This window comes from Acinetobacter guillouiae, from assembly GCF_002370525.2.
Classification (GTDB): Bacteria; Pseudomonadota; Gammaproteobacteria; order Pseudomonadales; family Moraxellaceae; genus Acinetobacter; species Acinetobacter guillouiae.
In genome coordinates, this window is the sequence record NZ_AP014630.1 from 381,236 (window position 1) to 399,375 (window position 18,140).

An 18,140-nucleotide genomic window follows, 5' to 3' on the forward strand; every position below is an offset into this window, starting at 1 on the left:
TAAAGCCTTGATTCTGATCATGTTTGCAGGAACGCAAACTTTAACTTCTTTGTTTTTTTAAATCTCATATCAAATCAGATTCTGGAATTCGAAATTCAATACGATGTTCAGTATAAAATTTGAATCCAGAATCATTTACTATTCAACTATAAAATATACTGAATGAACAGTACATTTTATCGCCTCTCATCGGCAATATTTACAAGCCTTGTAATTTCAGACGATTAGCATGCTGACGATATTGAGCAAGTGGGTTTGGTGCAAAAAATATTCCACGTAGACCTAAAACATGATTGATTTCATCCATGTGCGTTTGACGATAATTATCTCGAATCACTTGTCCATAATGCGTATTGCAACGATTCATCATGCCGTCATTGTCTAGATTTTTATAAGACAAAGGCGCGAGTGTAGAAATGACGCCATCCATAACATCAAAAATGTTGGTGAATTGAGCTCTACCTGTCCAAGAATAATGATAAACACCATTGGCTGTTAGTTTTTGACCATTGCCACAGTCTTTGGGAATCGCAGCACTTGGATATTTTGCATTAAATTCAGCAGCCCCTTTTTCACTCACACTTTGTAAAGAATTATTTAGGTTGAGGGGGAGGGATGGATTACCTTCGAGAAGCGTAATCACTGGTGCTAAGATATGTTGACTAAAAATTGTCAGAAGCGTATTTGCACCTCGGTTACTTAAAATATCATCCGCGATCTTAGAACCTTTAATTGCCCCTGCAACAGCAGTTAAAGAAGCAACTTTTGTGGGTGCAACGATTTCAATATAACGAATTGTTGGACCACCATGACTATGTCCAATTAGATTGACTTTGGGTGAGCCAGTCAGTGCGATGACTTCATCGACTTGCTGTAAGAGCTGTTCACCACGAAGCTGTGTCGATTCCAATGGGGAGACTTGTGTCGCATAAACTTTTGCGCCATTGCGAGCTAAATCAGGGAGGATCTGATAGAAATAATCTATGCCAAAGGATGAAGGCCCTAGACGTGTGAAACCGAACATTCCATGATTAAATACAATCGGATATTTGGTTTTTGCATAGTTTGAACTGACATAACGTGGATTTACAGTTTGTAAGCCAGATGCAGATGCAGTCATCGAACTTAATCCAATGATTAAACTCAGGGCGAAAATATTGATCTTAAATTTCATATTAAAATACTCTTGTTGTTTTTAAGTGAATTGTTGATTGACATGAAGTCTATGTTATAAGCTAAAAGTTGCTTACAACCCTTATGATCTCAAGCGATTGGCATACCATCTTTATCGTTATTGCTCTAAACCAAAGGTGCAAGTTGCATTGAAATCGTGTCAATCCCGAGCAAGTTTTTAGTTTGTGTGCGTCCTCCTTATAGATGGTTGTTAATATTATTTTCCACTTTGTATCCGCAGACTTGAAGGTATCCCTGAGTCATAAATCTACAGAGATACTTGAGTCTGGCTTGCAAACTCAAGCCATAAAACGTGCTATAAACGCATAATCTAAATATTTTTGTTTTCGCTTTTTTCATCATTTTAGCGATGTGCTATGTATTTCATGGCTAATTTGCAAAGGGTAATTTGCCTCCCTGATCATGCACAGTTTCAAAAGTTTGTAATCTGAGTTGCTCTTGTTGATTTGCAAATTGTTGTGATTTCAATTGTTCTACAGCACGCTGTTTGGCTGAATCACTCAGATTACTTTTGAGGATATTGTCACGCTCGGCAAGGTATTGATTAACTTTGCCTTTCCAATCATTTCTTTGTACATCAAGCGTTTCTAAGCGTTGTGTCGCCTCAGGTCCCACCAGATTGGTACGCATTTGACGGATCTCTTGTGCAGAACCACCACGTGCCTTAATCTCCGCTGTCAACTTTCTTAAGTCTTCAAGTTGATTGAGTTGTTGTAAATTCTCTTTCCAGTCTTCAGGGAGTTGCTCAAAAAGTTCTTTGAGTTTTTGCGCTTTTTCAGCCGCAGATAATTTTTGATTATCCATAATTTCTAAGCGGTCTACCGTATATCGGTCATAGGTATCTTGTGTACCAAATAAGCCTTGAATTTCATAATCTGAGAAGAATTTTTTTCTTAAGTTTTGAGTATTGACTAAAATCTGCTGATAATACTTTGCGCTTTCTTTATCTGCGGTGGGTGCTTGTAAATCGCCTAATTTACTTCTGTAATCAATATAACGTGTCCAGAGATCATTTAACTGCGATAGCAGAGGCTCTTTATAGCTGATTTTGGTATAGCTGAGAAAATCGGTTTTGATTTGCTCAATGCTTTTTTCACCATATTGGGTGATGAAATATTCAAAGCAATCTTTGGTCTGTTCATTGACAATTAAGCGATTGGAGGCATCTGCACGGATTTGGCAATTAATTTGCGTGTCTTGTTGGCTTTTACTGGCAAAGCTCAGTGCTTCGGATGCTGGAAGTTGGGTTGAAGCCAATTGCCCCATCTGTTGCTCATGTGCTTTTTCTGAAGCTGGCGGTGTTTCAGTCGATTCTGTATTGGGTTTTAGCCAAAAAATTACGGCTAAAAGAATGATCAAGAGACTACCAATGATGATCCCAATCATTTTTTTAGATAGATCCATCTAATATTCCTACTATTTTTAGATTTTTTATTGAAAAAATAATTTGCCATAGAATTCGAAATTTCAAACAGAAAATTTGTAAAAATAGACGAATGGTTTTTGCTAAAATAGCGCATTATTCTCCGTATCCAGACCAATATGTCTTCAAAAGCTCAGAAAATACCGCGTCGCCATATCAGTGGTGTTTTTTTATTGAATAAGCCTTTAGGCATAAGTTCAAATGCGGCGCTACAAAAAGTGCGATGGTTGTATCGCGCTCAAAAGGCAGGGCATACAGGGGCGCTTGATCCTTTGGCATCTGGACTTTTACCAATCTGTTTAGGTGAAGCGACTAAATTTTCACACTATCTGTTAGATTCGACCAAGCGTTACCAAACGACTGTTCAGCTCGGGCATAGTACGACCACGGGTGATGTTGAAGGCGAGGTTTTACTTGAAAAGGCCGTACCTGAATTAAGCCAAGACAGTATTCAACAGGTTTTGGCGCAATTTACTGGAGATATTCAACAAGTTCCGCCAATGTATTCAGCCTTAAAAAAACAAGGCCGTCCTTTATATGAGTTGGCGCGTCAGGGCATTGAGATTGAACGTGAGGCACGCCCAATTCATATTTTTGCCATTGAGCTGATTGCGTTTAATCAGCACAGCCTGACCTTGGATATTACTTGTTCTAAAGGAACATATATTCGAGTTTTGGGTGAAGACATTGCCAAAGCATTGGGAACTTACGGACATTTAACGTATTTAAATCGAACTCAAACCGGGCATTTTGATTTGATTCCAGAATATACCATTGAACATTTGGAAAGCTTGACTGAACAAGCGCGTGAAGCCTTGTTGTTGCCTGTCTATGCACCAATTGATCATTTTCCTAAAGTTCAGGTGCCTGAGGGTCGTGCGGAATATTTTAGCCGCGGTATGGAAAGCAATATTGAGCATGTTGCTGAAGCTGAAGTTTTGGTTTTTGATGGCGACAAATGTTTAGGCTTGGCTGAAATTACCGATAAAAAGCGTTTAGTGCCTAAACGCGTGCTAAATCTTTAATTTGGTTTGATTGTTAGAAAATAACGCAGTTTAAAATCTAAGCCTGATTAAGTTAAAGCTGGATTAAGCCAGAGTACGGTTAAGTCTCCCAGCGTTAATAGACGCCTTTAAAAAATAAGTGAATGTTATGGAATTTGATATTATCCTCAGTTTAGTATTCTTTGCCTTTTGTGCAGGGGCAATTGATGCCGCTGTTGGAGGTGGGGGGCTGATTCAAATTCCTGCGTTAATGGGTGCTTTACCGCATTATCCTACCGCCACAGTTTTTGGAACCAATAAACTGGCTTCGATTTGTGGAACGGCTTCGGCTGCTTTTTCATACTTAAAACAAGTCAAAATTCAGTGGAAGCTGTTGGCAGTGATTGGAATCACTGCATTTATTAGCTCATTTGGTGGCGCTGCTTGTGTCTCACTCATTCCACAAGAGATTTTGCGACCATTTGTTTTATTTATGCTGATTGTGATCGCAATCTATACATTTTTTAAGAAGCAATTTGGACAAGTTCATTTCCAACAAGAAATCACCCATAAAATGTTATTGATCGCGGGCGTTGGTGGTTTATTGATTGGTTTTTATGATGGGATATTTGGACCGGGCACGGGTAGTTTTTTCATCTTCTATTTTATTCGTTATCTGAAAGTTGACTTTTTACATGCATCGGCGCTCTCAAAAATTGGTAATTTCATGACCAACTTTGCCGCATTGAGTTTCTTTATTCCTACTGGGCATGTGCTATTTCAATTGGGTCTGCTGATGGCTGTTGCCAATGTGTGTGGTTCATTGGTTGGTGTGAAAATGGCACTGAAATATGGCAGTGGTTTTATTCGTATTCTATTTCTGATTTTAGTCAGCATTTTGATTTGTCGCTTGGCCTATCAAATGTTTGTCGCGTAATTTGCTAGATTCTCTGGTTAATTTTTTTTGATACAAAAAAGCTTAAATTTTGTAAGGCTTTTTTTTGATTTGTCTTCTAAGATTGTTGGTTTCTTGATCGAAAAATCACAGACCGAAGCAATGGAAGGTAAATATCATAAAAAGAGGGATTTAGATGAATATATTTGAGGCTTTGAGAGAAAGCCATATCATTCAGAAGGATTTGTCAGAACAATTAACGCATACCTCAGGCGATAGTCCTGAACGAAGGAAAATTTTTAATTTATTAAAAAATGAATTATTTGCTCATGCGATTGCGGAAGATCGCTATTTTTATATTCCGTTAATGATGACGGATTCAGGTTTAAATATTACCCGTTTGGCACTGGCTGAACATCATGAGATGGATGAAATATTACAATCACTAGAGCAAACAGATTTTAGCCACTCTCGCTGGTTGGTTTTGGCGAAACGATTATCTGAAATCATCGCGCATCATATTCAACAAGAAGAGCATTCTTTTTTTCAAAAAGCGCTAAAGATTTTAGATGAAAATCAAAAATTAAACTTAGCGAAGAAGTATTTATCGGAATATAAAAAGTATAAAGCAAAAGACCTTATCCGCTTGGTTGGCTAAGTCTATTGGCTGGTATTTCGTTGACTTGTTTACAAAGGCAAACTGAATAAAATTGAAGCTATAAAGTATCCAGAGAATGATGAGCAGATTGCTGAACGATATTTACTTTTTTAGTTAATGAGATGCTTCTCATCCATCATATATTTACGCTGATCTTCCTCTCTTCCTAAAGATCGCGTAAATATGGTCGAGGTTCTATATGACTGGCAGTGGGGCAGTATTGAGAATGTTTTAGTGGGTATCTGAGCTTTTCGCCGCTCTAAATGTTACCCCTACCGACGCAATCATAATGCAGATTAAAGCAGCGGTTTGCCAAGCAGTAATATGTTCATTCAGTAATACCATACCTGAAATTGCGGCAAGTGCAGGAGATAGACTCGATAAAGTACCATAGCTCATTTTGCTTAATTGTTTTAAAGCAAGCAGATCTAAGGCATACGGAATCGCTGTTGCTAAAAGTGCAATCAGCAAAGCTTTGCCCCAGTACTGTGTTTGTAGCAAGGCATCTGGGTTATGTACAGCACTGATTGGCAGCATAACCAAGGCCGACAAGACGATTGCAATACTCAGCGCATGCATACCAATATTTTGTCGTACAACTTTTTGCCCAAAATAAATATAACTTGCCCAACAGACACCTGCACCCAAAGCAAAAGCAGCACCAAGATAGGAAAAGTTATGTGCGGTCGCATCTTGCCAAGGCACCATCAATGCAATACCGATGATGGCAAGAAATACCCAAATATAGTCAGTTTTTTGTTTAATCGAGAGCAGTGCCAAAGTCAGAGGGCCTAAAAATTCTAGTCCAACAGCAATACCTTGAGGCAATTTGCCTAAAGAGGCATAGAACAGCACATTCATCAAACAGACTGAACCGCTATAATAAAGTAGCTCATTCCATCTTAGATAAGGTAAACGCTTGATAATTTTCCATGAACGGAACATTAAAATAATTAAAATAGACGCAAAACATAATCTTAAGGTCACGACGGTAATCGGATCTAAAACCTCAAATAACTGTTTCGCAAATGAGGCACTGATCTGATAAGCCACCATAGATAAAACCATGAAGAGCACAGCAGTGAGTTGAGAATTTGGCATATCTAAGGTGAAGAAAAATATTGTACAGATTTTAGCACTTTCTCGGATTTATTTGAGTATTTCGCGAATAGATGAATATTGATTCAACATTTCCCTTTGAGATTCAGCCGAGTCCTCTGTAAGATGGGAATGATTATACTTGCAATGGCACATGTGTTAGGAATAAAAGATGTCAGGAAACACCAATAAAACTGAAAATTTAGGCTTAAATGCGACAGAACTTTCACAAGCAGAAACTTGGTATATCGATGTACTTAAATTAGAACAACAAGGTCTTGCCCAAAATGAGCAAGACGCTCAAGCGCGTGTTGATTTGTTGGTCAATGCCTCTAATCAGAATTTTGCACCTGCAAGTACTTTGTTAGGACAGTGGCATGTTTTAGGCCGTTATGTAAATCAAAGTGTGCAGTCAGCTCTTCTTTTTTTTCAACATGCAGCAAAGCTTAATCATGCATTGGCTCATTTAGAACTTGCTTATCTTGGCTTGAACAATGCAACAGATCAATTGACCAAAGCACAAGCCCTAATGCATTTGCAACAGGCAGTTCAACTGAATCATCCAGAAGCAATTTTTGTTTATGCACAACAACAATTGTCACAGGATCCACAGTCTGCGTACTTATTACTTTTAAATAATTATTTAAAAAACCAGCATCAAAACAGCCTGAAGTTTTTTGTAGAGTTTTCAGGGTTTGATTCGATCAAAGTACAAAATGAATTGTTAAAAATTGCTGAAAAAGACCATTTTTCCTGTGCTTTATTGGCGTTTAGTTATTTAAAACAGAACAATCTTGCTGCTGCTTTAAAATATGCCGATATCGCGCAAGAACATAATGATCCATTTGGCTGCTATGTTCGCGCACTTATTGAACAACAAAGTGCTAAAGCGGATGCAGCAGTTGTGCAAGAGTTTTTACTTAAAGCTGCAAAAAATGGACATATCGAATCTGCTTATTTAGCTGCAGTGACACTGTTAAAAAATTCGGAAAATGCCAAAACTGAGCAAAAGCAGAAAGAATATGCAGCACTCGCTTTTGATTTATTATCGCATGCTGCTGTTTCAGGCAATGTTCCAGCTCAATATTCTTTAGCACAGTGTTTACGCTATGGTATGGGAACTGAGAAAAATCTTGATCAAGGCATTTCTTGGTTAGAACGTGCTGCAATGCAAAACCATCCAGATGCACAGTTTGAATTGTCGATGTTATTGCCTTTAGAACATGAACATCACCTTCCATTACTAAATTCCGCTGCAGAGAAAGGTCATGTTCAGGCCATGCTGTGTATGTCGATTTTTGAGCAACGTCAAAACAATGCGGATGGGGCATTATTCTGGTTAAACAAAGCCAAAGAGTTGAAAGTTCCACGTGCTTTTTTCTTATTGGCACAAATGTATCAGGAAGGTAAGTGTGTAGAGGCTGATCTGACCCAAAGTGCAGATTTGTTTAAACAAGCTGCCGATCACGGCGATATTGACTCTTATTTTGAATTATTTAAAATTTATAAAGATGGGATCGGGGTACGTAAAAATAAAAAAACTGCCAGCAAATACTTGGATTTAGCCAAAGAAAACCAGCATATTGAAGCAGCTTCAATTGAGTTTTAATCAAAGATCAGTTTATGTCTGAATTATCGCAACACAAGCTCGCGCATGTAGCGACCTATACCCATGAGACAGGTCGCTTGTTTGTGGTAGGCGATATACATGGTTGTTATGATTTGTTGATGCAACAGCTTAAACGGGTTCAATTTAACTTTGAAAAGGATCTATTGATTGCTGTAGGGGATCTTGTTGATCGTGGTCCTGACAGTTTGAAATGTTTGCATCTGCTTGCAGAGCCTTGGTTTAAAGCTGTTTTAGGCAATCATGAAGAAATGTGCTTATTGTCGCAGATCGATCCGATGATGAAAGATATGCATGCGCATCATGGTGGAGAATGGTTTTATGCATTAAGTTCGGATCAGCGGCAACAAGTCATCGATCAATTAAACACTTTACCCATACTATTAGAAGTCATTTATCAAAATAAGAAGTATGGCTTTGTGCATGCCGATATAGATCTAAATGATTGGGATGCGTTTAAAGTCGCCACACGCTCTAAAAGTCGCGAATTAGCGTTATGGGGTAGAGGGCGAATTAAAAATAAACGCTTTATGCGTTATTCAACGGTTGTCGGGGTAGAACAGGTTTTTCTAGGTCATACCGTGGTTGATTTTGTCACCAAGAAGCATAATTGCTATTTTCTAGATACGGGCGCTTGTTTTGGAAGTGAACTAAGCCTTATTGAAATAGATCAAAACCGCCCGATAGAAAAACAAGTGTTTGTTCTAAAGTCATAACTTGATTTTTCTATTGTTTAAAAATTTTTAAGCGTTCAGACTCTTCATTGTAGTGAATTTTATATGGCTATTACTTAAATTTTAGCTGTGTTGTGGAAAAAATAAGTCTTTAATTAAAAAATACATACATATAAAAGCATCAATTATTAAACACATAAATATAAGATTTTGAAATATAATGAAAAATATTTATTTCTAATCAGAAGTATTCTTTCATTTATCGATATTCAATCAAATTTTTTGTTATCACTTGCTTTGATACAGCAAGTATCAACGGCGTTTGATTGAGAAAAATATTGAAATATTTTTAAGATTAAATCGCTATTATTAATAATTAATACACAGTAAAATAAAATATCGTGATGGATATCGCGAATTAAATAACAATAAGGTGATGACAATGATGAGATCGAAAAATTATATAAAATGGTTTCTTTTTGCATGGGTAAGCTTACTTTTGTTGGCTTGTAACTCTTCAACTAAATTTGAACAGGGTCTTACAGCCAAATTTGAATATAGTCCAACAGCGCCAAGTATCGGTGAAGTTGTCAAATTTGATGGAACGAAAAGTACGGTTGATCAAACAAAAGAAGCCAGTGCAATTCGTAGCTATGCTTGGAACTTTGGAGATGGTTCAAGCGGAACAGGTGCTACAGTTGAACATACTTATACGAAAGTTGGTCAATATACCGTGAGCCTGACGATAACAGACCTAGCAGGTCGGACTGATTCAACTACACAGAAAATAGAAGTAAAACAGGGAGCAACAACGATAAACCGTGAGGTTTTAGTCTCAGCTCAAACGGTTGATGGCGCTTCGATTCCAAATACAAATATTACAATACAGGGGCAAAGTGTTAAAACAGATCAAAATGGTCATGCGACTTTGAATCTGATACTTCCTCAAAACACACAAAAAGTGGTGGCTAAATTTGAAAAACAAGGCTTTATCTCGCAGTCGATTGTTTATGATGTTGCCAATTTAAAAGCAATCTCAGCAAATTTATTGGTTATTAAACAAGTTGTCCCTGTGGCAGAGATCTCTGACGCTCAAGTGATTCAATCCTTAAATTTGGGTGCAAGTATTAGCATCCCCGCCAACGCTTTTGTAAAAGCAGATGGCAGTCTTGCTACCGGCGCTGTGACTGTTGAATTTACTCCATGGGATATTACCAATCGTGATTTAAATGCAATGCCTGCCAATGGTGTAGCACGCGATGCACAAGGCAATATTGTAGATTTGATCAGTGCGGGAATGATTACAGCCACATTTAAAGATGCGGGTGGTCAGGAATTACAACTTGCAGCTGGTAAAACAGCAGATCTTCAAATGAACCTGCCTATAAAGAGTATCAATAATCAAGAGATGAAGGCAGGTACACAAATTCCAATGTGGTATTTTGACCAAGCGAGTGGTTTGTGGATTGAAGAGGGTGTCGGGCAGGTGACGACGTCAAATCAATCACCTACAGGCCTTGCAGTACATGCAACAGTGAAGCATTTTTCAACATGGAATTGGGATTTTAAATTTGTAAATGCAGGTTCAGTCTTTGTGCAGTGTCAATCCAATGGTGAGGGGATTCCATGCAATGTGACTGCAAAAATCAGCTTAAATGATGGTTCATCTTTAACCAAATCCAACAGTATTCCTAAAGAAGGATTGACGGTGGTCAATATGCCTTCGAGTGGTTCAATTTATTGGACTGCAAAAGATCTAACAGGCACAATGCTGGGTGAAAAAATATCGACAACCTCAGGTAATGTGATTATTGATCTTGGAAAATCAACCACAGATCATTTTGTTAAATGTGCACTACCCAATGGGACGTCCGTGGCATGTATTGGCAAAATAAATGGCCAGTTTGATTTTTCAATATCACAAGATGGCGGTCGTTTACTCACAGGTATAAAAGATCCAGATGGGCAGTTGGATTGGTCTGCGCAAACCAATGTCATTTTTGAAAATAATCAATGGGTACGTTTTAAAGGCCAGAAAACCTCAGGTTTAACAGGTAATGTTGATATTATCTTGACGGATCGTGAAGTTGTTTATGCGAGTAATCAAGGTTTGAGTTTCCCTATTGTCTGTACCAGTATGATTGAGGATCCTTCAAATGGAACCACTGTAGAACCTAATGGCAATTGGGAAGTTGTTCCTGAATTAATTGGAAAGTCGTGCAATATAGAAATCATGGTATATAGCATAGATGGTACAGAGGAGACCTTAACTTATAATGCAATCTATGGAAAACCGACGCAGATTCAATTACCAAGTAAATATTCAGGTTTTGGTTCAGCTGGAAAAGGCCCTATTACTTATTTAAGCATTTATGCACTGATCAAAGACAATGACAAAGATTTGATTGCACAAATTGCATATGAGTCAGAGTTAGATCCGAATGTCTTGATAAAATTATTTATGGGGATGCCTTTTCGGTAAGTCATACAATTAACTGTTTAGAAACCATCTTTCGAGATGGTTTTTTATTCTTTAAGCCGTGCTTTTTGTGTGGTTACAGTGCAACCAATCGATGCACTAATGATAGTGGCTAAGGCCAACCATTGTGTCCATAATAATTGTTCATTTAAGAAAATAAACCCTGAGAATGCGGCAATTGCAGGCTCAAGACTCATTAGTGTGCCAAAACTTAAAGCAGATAAATTTCTTAATGCAATCATTTCCAATGAAAACGGTAATGCACTTGCCAAGATCGCCAACGCAATAAAATAAATTAAATTTGAAGGTTCAAAAACCTGTAAAGGCATCCCAGAAAATAAGGCGATCGGCATTAGACACAACATGCCTAAAAACATCCCCAAGCATACAGTATGGTTTCCAGAAACCCCTGATGGTCGTTGACCTGCAATAATATACAGCGCCCAGCAAGCGCCAGCAGCTAAGGCAAAGGCAATGCCAATAGGATCGAGGCTTTGCTTTGCCTGATCAAATGGAAACAGTAAAACCAGTCCAAGTACTGCAAGCCCAACCCAAATAAAATCGAATTTTTTCCGTGCATGAAATAGGGCCACACTGAGCGGTCCAATAAATTCAAACGCTACGGCAATGCCGAGCGGAATACGATGAATCGATAAGTAAAATAAAGCATTCATTCCTGCAAGGGCAATACCATAACTGATGATGGATGACCATTTCACCTGTTTAAAATTGACCTGCCAAATTTTAAAAATCACGGCCAAAATCAATGAGCCGAGCAATAAACGCATAGCGGAAATGGTAAGGACTGGAAATTGATCAAATAATGTTTTTGCTAATGCGCCACTGCTTTGCATACTGATCATGGCAATGAACAATAGAATTAAAGCTTGCAGGTGTGGTGCATTTTTTAAATTTGGCATTGTTTCTGAAATTTAGAGTAAGGGCTTGGAGGAAAATCTCCGCAACAGGCTTTTTATATAAAACAATTTAGATGAAATGCTCATGTAATTTGCAAAGCTTATTGCGCTTTAGATAGTACACTGTCTTTGTAGCGTAGGGTGAGAGAAGATGCTAAATAGTTTATTAATCAAATAATTTAACTTAAAAAAATGCTATCGGAAAGAAGTGACAGATTTATAAATCCCATAAAAAAACCACAGGCAAATACCTGTGGTTTTTTTAGCTTAAATCGTCTTAGAACAATACGCGAACGCGGATTGTGCCTTCAACTTCATGAAGTGTATCAAGTGCTTCTTGAGATGCAGTTGCGTCTACATCCATTACCAAGTAACCGACATCACCTTTAGTCATTAATGACTGACCAGAAATGTTGATACCATGTTCAGCAAACAGGTTGTTAATTTTAGATAACACGCCTGGCACGTTTTTATGAATGTGTAGTAAACGGTGTTTACCTTCAGTCAATGGAAGTGCGATTTCAGGGAAGTTTACCGCAGATAAAGTCATACCTTTATCTGAATAAGCAACAAATTTTTCAGCAACTTCTAAACCGATGTTGGCTTGCGCTTCCATGGTTGAACCACCAACGTGAGGTGTTAAAATCACATTGTCTAGACCACGAAGTGGAGAAACAAATTCTTCACCATTGGCTTTAGGTTCTTTCGGGAATACGTCAACAGCTGCACCAGCAATATGACCAGATTTAATCGCATCTGCCAAATCTTCAATAACAACACATGTACCACGTGCAGCATTGATGAAGATTGAACCTTCTTTCATTTTTGCAAATTGAGCTTTTGCAAAGAAGTTACGAGTTGAAGGAACATCGGGTACATGCAGTGTAACAACATCTGCATTTGCAAGTAGTTCATCTAAAGAACCTACTTGACGTGCATTACCCATAGGAAGCTTAGTCACAGCATCATAATAAATGACATGCATACCCATGCTTTCAGCTAAAACTGAAAGTTGAGAACCAATAGAGCCATAACCCACGATACCTAAAGTTTTACCACGTGTTTCAAATGAACCTACCGCAGACTTGTTCCAACCACCACGGTGAGTTGAAGCAGATTTAGCAGGCACACCACGAAGTAAAAGAATTGATTCTGCAAGAACCAATTCAGCAACTGAACGAGTATTTGAGTATGGTGCGTTAAATACAGGAATACCACGAATCATGGCTGCATTTAAATTCACTTGGTTTGTTCCGATACAGAAACAACCCACTGCGATTAATTTATTCGCAGCTGCAAAGACTTCTTCAGTTAATTGTGTACGGGAACGAATACCAATGAAGTGTGCATCTTTAACCGCTTCTTTCAACGCTTCACCCTCAAGCGCAGTTTTACGGTAATCGATATTGGTATATCCGGCAGCATTTAACGTGTCGATTGCGTTTTGATGAACGCCCTCTAACAACAAGAAACGAATTTTATCTTTAGGTAGTGAAAGATGTTGGCTCATTACGGCTCCGCTACAAAGGCCAAATTTAGTCGCAATATGATACCATAGACCTTGTTCTATAGATATTTCGATTGTGACAGTACAGTGGATATTTTATCTACGATTTCTGATAAGCATTATTCAAAAATTAAATGAAATGCTAATGCATTGATTTTTATAATGCTTGAAGCACACTTTATACACAAAGTGTGGATAATGTGAATCAAATCTGTGCTTTATCCTCAGCAGTCATCTAGGTAAAATACTGCTAAAATCAGTAAAGCTGCCGATTTCAGCTATAAAAAATGCTGAAAAATTTTCACAGACTGATTTAAAATCTCGAATGTTGTATAGCACAACCTCTTATTTACTTCTTGCTAGGTCCGCAAAACGATGAATGCTCCAGTAACGATAGCACCTGAATTATTGACCCAATTGACGCAAATCGTCGGTGAAAACCGAATTAAAACCGATGCTGACAGCTTAGAAAATTGGGGCAAAGACCATACTAAGCATTTTGATCCGCAGCCATCGGTCATCGTTTTCCCATCGAGCACAGAACAAGTGCAAGCAATTGTTCAATTGGCCAATCAGTTTAATGTTGCGATTACCCCATCGGGTGGCCGTACAGGTTTATCGGCAGGTGCTGTTGCTGCCAATGGTGAAATTGTCGTGAGCTTCGACAAAATGAACCAAATTTTAGAATTTTATCCAGCTGACCGTATGGTACGTATTCAGGCGGGTGTGGTGACTGAACAGTTGCAGAACTATGCAGAAGAACAAGGGATGTATTATCCGGTTGATTTTGCTTCTGCGGGTTCATCACAATTGGGGGGCAACATTGGAACCAATGCAGGCGGAATTAAAGTGATCAAATACGGGATGACTCGTAATTGGGTACTTGGTCTGACCGTGGTGACGGGTAAAGGTGATGTATTGCGTTTAAACAAAGGCATGATTAAAAATGCTACAGGTTATGCAATGCAACATTTATTCATCGGTGGTGAAGGGACTTTAGGCTTAGTGACTGAAGCTGAAATTAAACTTGAACGCCAACCGCATGATCTACAAGTGATGGTATTGGGTGTTCCTGATTTTGATGCAATCATGCCTGTATTACATGCATTCCAAAGCAAAATTGATTTAACTGCCTTTGAGTTCTTTGGTGAACTGGCGATGCAAAAAGTTTTGGATCGTGGTCATGTACAACGTCCATTTGAAACAGAATGCCCATTCTACGTTTTACTTGAGTTTGAAGCGCCGTATGAACCGATTATGGATGCTGCGATGGAAATTTTCGAGCATTGCATGGAACAAGGCTGGGTGCTTGATGGAGTGATGAGCCAAAATCTTGAACAAGTTCAAAGCTTATGGCGTTTACGTGAAGACATTTCTGAAACGATTGCCCCATTTACTCCGTATAAAAATGATATTTCAGTATTGATTACACATGTTCCTGCTTTTATTAAGGAAATTGATACAATTGTTGCTGAAAATTATCCTGATTTCGAAATCTGCTGGTTCGGCCATATTGGTGATGGAAACCTACACTTAAATATTTTAAAACCTGTGAATTTATCTAAAGATGAATTCTTTGCTAAATGTCAGGTGGTAAATAAGTATGTGTTTGAAACTGTGAAGAAATATGACGGTTCAATTTCTGCAGAGCATGGCGTAGGCATGACCAAAAAGCCTTATCTGGATTACACACGGACTGCTGAAGAAATTGAATATATGAAAGCCTTGAAGAAAGTGTTCGATCCAAATGGCATCATGAACCCAGGTAAGTTATTTGATCTGTAATGATTTAAATAGCTCATTTGTACAAGCGCTTCGAGAGAAGCGCTTTTTTTATTGCCGAACAAAAGATAAAATAAAGTTACATGCTGGTCGCCATTTATTGCTGAAAATTTGTTATGTTGGTTGCGCTTAAATATTGATAAGAAACTGAAAACTATGCTCATTGATAACATTTTAATTTCTAAACAAAGTTTAGACAGTGATGATCACTATGATGTGATTATGTCCAATATTGATAGCTTAAATGGCTTATTTGAACATTATGTCGAATATGATGAAGTATCCGCAGAGGCTTTATACAGTTATTTTGTCGATTACTATCTTGCTCAAGTCAATAATGGTGGTTTTTCACAATTCGTTTATAACACGGGTTGGGATGCGTTCATGGTGAAACATGTTCGTGAAGGATTAAAAGCCATGAATGCGACTGCGCATTCGGCTCTCTTTGAGCAAAGTGCGGATTTAATCGATCAGTTTTCGGATGAGCAATTAGAACAGTTCTTAGAGGGTGAATACTTTGGTGAAAATGAGCAACGAGATATTCTCAATGCTTTTGATGACCAGTTTTATGCATTGAATGATAGTGAAGATTTGATTGAAATAAATAGTCGATGGTTAAAGCAACATCCAAAGCTACAGATTGTTGATGAAGATCAGATTTTGGCGATTGTAGAGCAGGTTGCAGCCAAAATTCCAAATTTAGAACAACGTAAACAGCAAGCAGCTGAAAACAGCCCACGTTATTTTAAAATTATTCAAGCTTTATGCCTGCAAGCAGGTCAGGAGCTAGATCGTATTACCATTGGTGATCCATCACATGAATATAATGGGCAAGAGATCGTTGCTTGGCATTTCCTAACTGATGCAGGACATTTTTATATGCTGGATCTAGGCGATCAAGCCTTGATGTTTGATGAAAATGATCAACAAATCATAGCGCTCGATGTTAGCCATATTGTAGATGAGTTATAAAGACACAGTTTTTAAATAGTGTACGTATAAAAAGCATAGCATCATTAGGCTATGCTTTTAGTTTTAGGGTGATCAGAATGAATCGTTTGAGTTTAATTTCAGTATTTTGTTTAGTGACTTTGTCTGGCTGTGCAACAACACAAAATTTAATGAATAAAGTGGGTGGTTCAGAGACACCATTAAGTCAGGTTTTAAATGAACGTCCTGATTTGCGTAAGGATCTTGCGACTGTTGAGTTGCGTCAGTATTTTAATAGTGTGGAATCACCCACTGTTGCCGAAGTGAAGTTGACTGAAACAGGTTTGATGGATGATTCTGTGCGCTCAATTCGTAGTGTGTATAGCTTTAAAAACATTGATGGTCAGTGGAAACGTATAGATATGCAAAAGGAATATCAGTGTTACCGTGGTAAGAACACCAAGACATTCCAAAAGGCAAAATGTCCTTGATCAACTATTTATCGGGATTTAAAGATTTGGAAGATTAAAATCAGGGTACAAACAAAAATGGCAAAAACTAGAGTTGGAATAATTTTTGGTGGAAAATCATCAGAGCATCGTGTGTCACTACAATCAGCACAAAATATCGTGGATGCAATAGATCTGCAAAAGTTTGATCTTAGTTTGATTGGGATAGACCAAGATGGTGCTTGGCGTATTTTAGATGTTACTCATTATTTAGAATATGGTCATGATCCTAAATTAATTTCTCTCGCCCCTCGTGAACATGCAGATTATTTGCAGTCAAAACAATCTCAAATTTTTGAAATTGAAAATGCGCAAGGATTACCGCCCATTGATGTTATTTTCCCTATTATTCATGGGACTTTAGGTGAAGATGGTGCATTACAAGGCATGCTTAAAATTTTAGATCTACCTTTTGTTGGCTCGGATGTTTTAAGTTCGGCAATTTGTATGGATAAAGATGTCACTAAGCGTTTGTTACAAGGTTCTGGTATTGCAGTTGCACCATTTTTAACAGTTCATGCTTACCACCCAGACGAAGTAAGCTTCCATGAGGTTCAAAATACTTTAGGCCTTCCAGTCTTTGTGAAACCTGCGAATCAAGGTTCTTCTGTGGGTGTCAGTAAAGTTGAAAACGAACAAGAGTTTATTGTTGCTTTAGAAAACGCGTTTCAATATGACAGCAAAGTATTGATTGAAAAGTTTATTCAAGGTCGTGAAATTGAGTGCGGTGTTTTGGGTAATTACTATCCAAAAGCCAGTGTTTGTGGTGAAGTGGTTGTAAAGTCTAGTTTTTATTCTTATGAAGCAAAATATATAGATAATCAATCTTCTGAAGTGGTGATTCCTGCTTCAATTTCAGAAGAGGAAACTAATAAGATTCGTGAGATTTCGATTAAAGCTTTTAAAGTTTTGGGTTGTTTGGGACTTGCACGTGTCGATTTTTTCTTGACTGAAAATGGTGATGTTTTACTGAATGAAGTAAATACTTTACCAGGCTTTACCAATAACAGTATGTATCCAAAGCTTTGGGAGGCAAGTGGAATCACTTATTCTGAATTAATTACTCAACTCATAGAATTAGCATTAGAGCGTCATGAAAATTTATTAAGAAATTCAAAATTTGTATCTAAAGGATAATTATCTTTGGCTGTTTTTATATTTCTTATTGAAAAATAGATAGAAATACTGGATAAAAACGTATCAGATTTGGTACGTTTTTTTATTTGGGAAATCACAATAAATGAATATTTTAATTATGAGTAATGCTTTTGATCCTTCACGTTTTTTGACTGATTCAAGGAGTCGAATATATCCAATATAAAGCAAATTATAATGGTAAGTATCAGAATGAATTAAAGCGAGTATTGATAAAGTTTTTTGAGTTAAAAACAAAGAGGAGAAAACCTTGGATTCAAAGAAAATTTAAAAAGCACTGAAATTAATGATATAAAACTTATAGATTTA

General features: G+C 37.7%; 15 protein-coding genes. 10 read left to right on the top strand and 5 right to left on the bottom strand.

Annotated elements, in window-relative coordinates:
- Positions 1-199: 199 nt before the first annotated feature.
- Together AS4_RS01800 and AS4_RS01805 are read right to left on the bottom strand one after the other, a co-directional pair.
- Positions 200-1,174: an esterase/lipase family protein gene (locus tag AS4_RS01800; RefSeq protein WP_096732790.1), complete on the bottom strand. Its 975-nt coding sequence runs from the start codon at positions 1,172-1,174 to the stop codon at positions 200-202.
- A 389-nt stretch (positions 1,175-1,563) separates the two neighbouring features.
- Positions 1,564-2,598 carry a lipase secretion chaperone gene (locus AS4_RS01805; protein WP_096732792.1) on the bottom strand — a complete coding sequence of 345 codons (1,035 nt, stop codon included), beginning with the start codon at positions 2,596-2,598 and terminating at the stop codon, positions 1,564-1,566.
- Positions 2,599-2,736: 138 nt separating this feature from the next.
- On the opposite strand from AS4_RS01805, the gene truB reads away from it, so the two are divergent.
- From truB to AS4_RS01820, 3 genes are all read left to right on the top strand, one after another.
- A complete protein-coding gene (truB, locus tag AS4_RS01810) occupies positions 2,737-3,642 on the top strand; it encodes a tRNA pseudouridine(55) synthase TruB (protein ID WP_034617440.1) in 906 nt (301 codons plus the stop codon).
- Positions 3,643-3,769: 127 nt separating this feature from the next.
- On the top strand, positions 3,770-4,537 hold the full coding sequence (locus AS4_RS01815; protein WP_096732794.1) for a sulfite exporter TauE/SafE family protein: 768 nt from the start codon (positions 3,770-3,772) through the stop codon (positions 4,535-4,537).
- A gap of 154 nt (positions 4,538-4,691) precedes the next feature.
- Positions 4,692-5,153: a hemerythrin domain-containing protein gene (locus AS4_RS01820; protein ID WP_096732796.1), complete on the top strand. Its 462-nt coding sequence runs from the start codon at positions 4,692-4,694 to the stop codon at positions 5,151-5,153.
- Positions 5,154-5,384: 231 nt separating this feature from the next.
- Here the strand turns inward: AS4_RS01820 and AS4_RS01825 are convergent, their stop codons facing one another.
- A complete protein-coding gene (locus tag AS4_RS01825; RefSeq protein WP_096732798.1) occupies positions 5,385-6,254 on the bottom strand; it encodes an EamA family transporter in 870 nt (289 codons plus the stop codon).
- Between the two features lie 169 nt (positions 6,255-6,423).
- Here AS4_RS01825 and AS4_RS01830 point away from each other — a divergent pair, with 169 nt between their 5' ends.
- The 3 genes from AS4_RS01830 (at position 6,424) to AS4_RS01840 (ending at position 11,034) form a co-directional block, all read left to right on the top strand.
- On the top strand, positions 6,424-7,860 hold the full coding sequence (locus AS4_RS01830; RefSeq protein WP_034618044.1) for a tetratricopeptide repeat protein: 1,437 nt from the start codon (positions 6,424-6,426) through the stop codon (positions 7,858-7,860).
- Between the two features lie 14 nt (positions 7,861-7,874).
- Complete coding sequence (locus AS4_RS01835) at positions 7,875-8,594, top strand: metallophosphoesterase (RefSeq protein WP_096732800.1); 720 nt, start codon at positions 7,875-7,877, stop codon at positions 8,592-8,594.
- A gap of 400 nt (positions 8,595-8,994) precedes the next feature.
- A complete protein-coding gene (locus AS4_RS01840) occupies positions 8,995-11,034 on the top strand; it encodes a PKD domain-containing protein (RefSeq protein ID WP_096732802.1) in 2,040 nt (679 codons plus the stop codon).
- A gap of 44 nt (positions 11,035-11,078) precedes the next feature.
- On the opposite strand, the gene AS4_RS01845 is transcribed toward AS4_RS01840, so the two are convergent.
- Together AS4_RS01845 and serA are read right to left on the bottom strand one after the other, a co-directional pair.
- The gene (locus tag AS4_RS01845; protein ID WP_096732804.1) at positions 11,079-11,951 is read right to left on the bottom strand and encodes an EamA family transporter; all 873 of its coding nucleotides are present in this window, start codon (positions 11,949-11,951) and stop codon (positions 11,079-11,081) included.
- A gap of 274 nt (positions 11,952-12,225) precedes the next feature.
- Complete coding sequence (gene serA / locus AS4_RS01850; protein ID WP_004718250.1) at positions 12,226-13,458, bottom strand: phosphoglycerate dehydrogenase; 1,233 nt, start codon at positions 13,456-13,458, stop codon at positions 12,226-12,228.
- Positions 13,459-13,830: 372 nt separating this feature from the next.
- Here serA and AS4_RS01855 point away from each other — a divergent pair, with 372 nt between their 5' ends.
- The 4 genes from AS4_RS01855 to ddlA all read left to right on the top strand — a co-directional run bounded on the left by AS4_RS01855 (position 13,831) and on the right by ddlA (position 17,813).
- On the top strand, positions 13,831-15,240 hold the full coding sequence (locus AS4_RS01855; RefSeq protein WP_004718247.1) for an FAD-binding oxidoreductase: 1,410 nt from the start codon (positions 13,831-13,833) through the stop codon (positions 15,238-15,240).
- A 153-nt stretch (positions 15,241-15,393) separates the two neighbouring features.
- Positions 15,394-16,209, top strand: coding sequence for a DMP19 family protein (locus tag AS4_RS01860; RefSeq protein ID WP_096732806.1), 816 nt, complete (start codon positions 15,394-15,396; stop codon positions 16,207-16,209).
- A gap of 77 nt (positions 16,210-16,286) precedes the next feature.
- Positions 16,287-16,658, top strand: coding sequence for a hypothetical protein (locus AS4_RS01865; protein WP_004818679.1), 372 nt, complete (start codon positions 16,287-16,289; stop codon positions 16,656-16,658).
- A 57-nt stretch (positions 16,659-16,715) separates the two neighbouring features.
- Positions 16,716-17,813: a D-alanine--D-alanine ligase gene (gene ddlA / locus AS4_RS01870; RefSeq protein WP_096732808.1), complete on the top strand. Its 1,098-nt coding sequence runs from the start codon at positions 16,716-16,718 to the stop codon at positions 17,811-17,813.
- Positions 17,814-18,140: the final 327 nt, after the last annotated feature.

Bases quoted from the DNA above. Each gene is read 5' to 3' on its own strand.
- AS4_RS01800 (WP_096732790.1), bottom strand. From the start codon at position 1,174: ATGAAATTTAAGATCAATATTTTCGCCCTGAGTTTAATCATTGGATTA.
- AS4_RS01805 (WP_096732792.1), bottom strand. From the start codon at position 2,598: ATGGATCTATCTAAAAAAATGATTGGGATCATCATTGGTAGTCTCTTG.
- truB (WP_034617440.1), top strand. From the start codon at position 2,737: ATGTCTTCAAAAGCTCAGAAAATACCGCGTCGCCATATCAGTGGTGTT.
- AS4_RS01815 (WP_096732794.1), top strand. From the start codon at position 3,770: ATGGAATTTGATATTATCCTCAGTTTAGTATTCTTTGCCTTTTGTGCA.
- AS4_RS01820 (WP_096732796.1), top strand. From the start codon at position 4,692: ATGAATATATTTGAGGCTTTGAGAGAAAGCCATATCATTCAGAAGGAT.
- AS4_RS01825 (WP_096732798.1), bottom strand. From the start codon at position 6,254: ATGCCAAATTCTCAACTCACTGCTGTGCTCTTCATGGTTTTATCTATG.
- AS4_RS01830 (WP_034618044.1), top strand. From the start codon at position 6,424: ATGTCAGGAAACACCAATAAAACTGAAAATTTAGGCTTAAATGCGACA.
- AS4_RS01835 (WP_096732800.1), top strand. From the start codon at position 7,875: ATGTCTGAATTATCGCAACACAAGCTCGCGCATGTAGCGACCTATACC.
- AS4_RS01840 (WP_096732802.1), top strand. From the start codon at position 8,995: ATGATGAGATCGAAAAATTATATAAAATGGTTTCTTTTTGCATGGGTA.
- AS4_RS01845 (WP_096732804.1), bottom strand. From the start codon at position 11,951: ATGCCAAATTTAAAAAATGCACCACACCTGCAAGCTTTAATTCTATTG.
- serA (WP_004718250.1), bottom strand. From the start codon at position 13,458: ATGAGCCAACATCTTTCACTACCTAAAGATAAAATTCGTTTCTTGTTG.
- AS4_RS01855 (WP_004718247.1), top strand. From the start codon at position 13,831: ATGAATGCTCCAGTAACGATAGCACCTGAATTATTGACCCAATTGACG.
- AS4_RS01860 (WP_096732806.1), top strand. From the start codon at position 15,394: ATGCTCATTGATAACATTTTAATTTCTAAACAAAGTTTAGACAGTGAT.
- AS4_RS01865 (WP_004818679.1), top strand. From the start codon at position 16,287: ATGAATCGTTTGAGTTTAATTTCAGTATTTTGTTTAGTGACTTTGTCT.
- ddlA (WP_096732808.1), top strand. From the start codon at position 16,716: ATGGCAAAAACTAGAGTTGGAATAATTTTTGGTGGAAAATCATCAGAG.